The organism is uncultured Pseudoalteromonas sp., from assembly GCF_963922945.1.
In the GTDB taxonomy this organism is placed as follows: domain Bacteria; phylum Pseudomonadota; class Gammaproteobacteria; order Enterobacterales; family Alteromonadaceae; genus Pseudoalteromonas.
Window position 1 is genome coordinate 1 of the sequence record NZ_CAWUKC010000169.1, and the last position, 2,547, is coordinate 2,547.

Annotated in this window: 2 protein-coding genes; both read right to left on the bottom strand. The window is 44.0% G+C overall.

Translation table 11 applies throughout. The features are described 5' to 3' along the window. Positions 1-3: 3 nt before the first annotated feature. Entirely contained in the window at positions 4-1,419 is a 1,416-nt protein-coding gene (locus AABI99_RS18010; RefSeq protein WP_338367493.1) for an FAD-dependent oxidoreductase, read from the bottom strand. 9 nt (positions 1,420-1,428) lie between these two features. Beyond that, a partial coding sequence (locus tag AABI99_RS18015; protein WP_338367494.1) for a glutamate synthase-related protein occupies positions 1,429-2,547 on the bottom strand: 1,119 nt, incomplete at its 5' end.

The following is a 2,547-nucleotide window of genomic DNA, read 5'->3' on the forward strand; positions in this document are numbered from 1 at the left end:
TAATTAAACCTCTAAATAATCCATAATACCTTCAGCTGCGTTACGCCCTTCAAAAATAGCCGTTACAACTAAATCTGAGCCCCGCACTATATCGCCACCTGCAAATATTTTTGGGTTAGTTGTTTGATGAGTGAATTCACCTTGCTCTGGTGCGTTAATGCCGCCCCAATGGTTAATTTCTACATCGTACTTTTCTAACCAGTCCATTTTGTGTGGTTTAAAGCCAAACGCCATAATAACCTGGTCTGCCTCAAGTACGTGCTCAGAGCCTGGTACAACTTCTGCTCGGCTACGGCCGTTTTCATCAGGCTCACCCAATTGCGTTTTAACCATTTTAACGCCTGCAACATGACCATTATCGTCAAGTACAATACCGGTCGGCTGTACATTAAAGGTAAAGTTTACACCTTCTTCTTTAGCGTTTTTAACTTCACGCTTAGAGCCAGGCATATTTTCTTCATCACGACGATAAGCACAGGTTACTTTAGCGGCATTTTGGCGAATAGACGTACGCACACAGTCCATCGCGGTATCACCACCACCAAGTACGACAACCTTTTGATTGGCCATATCTATGTAAGCTTGGTTATTTTCGTTGTAACCCATAACACGATTTGTGTTACCAATTAAAAATGGCAGTGCATCGTGTACGCCTGGCGCATCTTCGTTTTCAAGACCAGCGCGCATACTCTGATACGTACCTACACCTAAAAATACCGCGTCGTAGTCAGCTAAAATTTCGTCCATAGTGATATCTACACCCACTTCAACGTTTAGCTTAAATTCAACACCCATTTCAGTGAAAATTTCACGGCGCTTTTGCATGACTTCTTTTTCAAGTTTAAAAGAAGGAATACCAAAAGTCAGTAATCCACCAATTTCTGGGTGACGGTCAAAAACCACTGGCTTTACACCGTTACGCACTAAAATATCTGCGCACCCTAACCCAGCCGGACCCGCACCAATAATCGCCACTTTTTTATCCGTCCATGTCACGTATGACATGTCTGGCTTCCAGCCCATTTTAAATGCGGTATCGGTAATGTATTTTTCAATATTACCTATCGTTACTGCGCCAAACTCTTCATCAAGCGTACATGAACCTTCGCAGAGCCTGTCTTGTGGACATACGCGCCCACACACTTCAGGTAAACTGTTTGTACGATGAGAAAGCTCAGCCGCTTCTAAAACACGGCCCGTTCTAATTAGTTTTAACCATTGTGGAATGTAGTTATGCACTGGGCATTTCCATTCACAGTAAGGATTACCACAATCTAAGCAACGATCAGCTTGTGAGTTTACCTGATTCTCAGAAAAGGGTTCGTAAATTTCCACGAAAGATTTTTTACGCGACGAGATTGGTTTTTTGCGCGGATCAACACGCTGCACGTCTATAAATTGATATACATTTTCGCTCATACTGCCCCCTTATTGCGCTTGAACACGAAGTTCTGCGCTACTGCGAGCGCGGTGCCCGAGTAAACTTTTTACATCACTTGATTTTGGCTTAACTAGTTTGAACATAGGTAGGTAAAGTTCAAAATTAGCTAAAATAGACTCTGCTCGACATGAACCTGTCAGTTCTAAATGCTCGGCAATTAGGCCACGTAAATGCTCTTGGTGCGAACTTAAATCATCAAGTGTGACCACTTCTACCAGCTCTGGATTAATGCGTTTTTCAAAGTCACTTCGCTCATCTAATACATAAGCAAAGCCACCTGTCATGCCGGCTCCAAAGTTAACCCCTACATTACCTAGCACACAAACAACGCCGCCAGTCATGTATTCACAACCATTGTCACCTAGGCCCTCAACAACAGCTTGCACACCTGAATTACGAACAGCAAAGCGTTCACCTGCACAGCCTGCTGCAAATAATTTACCGCCCGTCGCACCGTACAAGCACGTGTTACCTGCAATAGTTGCTTTATGACTTTCAAACGATGACCCCAGTGGCGGGCGAATAACAAGCTTGCCGCCAGCCATGCCTTTACCTACGTAGTCATTAGCATCGCCAATAAGCGTCATTTCAAGGCCACCGGCATTCCACACACCAAATGATTGCCCTGCAGTGCCATGTAATTCAATTGAGACTGGATCTGCTGCCATACCTTGGTTGCCATGTTTTGAGGCAATGTAACCTGACAACATAGCCCCTACAGAGCGGTCTGTATTACAGATGCGGCTCACCAGCGAAATACCCGATGAGGTATCAATCGCTTGTTGCGCTTTACCTAGTAACGTTTCGTTGAGTTCACCTAGATAGTGCGAGCTATTTTGTGCGCTACAAAATAAGGTTTCGCCCGTTGGGTTATTTGGCTGAGCAATCACAGACGATAAATCTATTTTCTTTTGCTTCGCTGTTTTACCTTCAATCGCTTCTAATAAGTCTAAACGGCCAATTAAGTCAGTTAGATTAGCAATACCTAAGCTTGCCATAATTTCACGTGCTTCTTGGGCTATAAACTTAAAGTAGTTCATCGCCATTTCTGGTAAGCCGTGGTAGTGCTTTTGACGAAGTGTTTCATCTTGCGTTGCAACACCGGT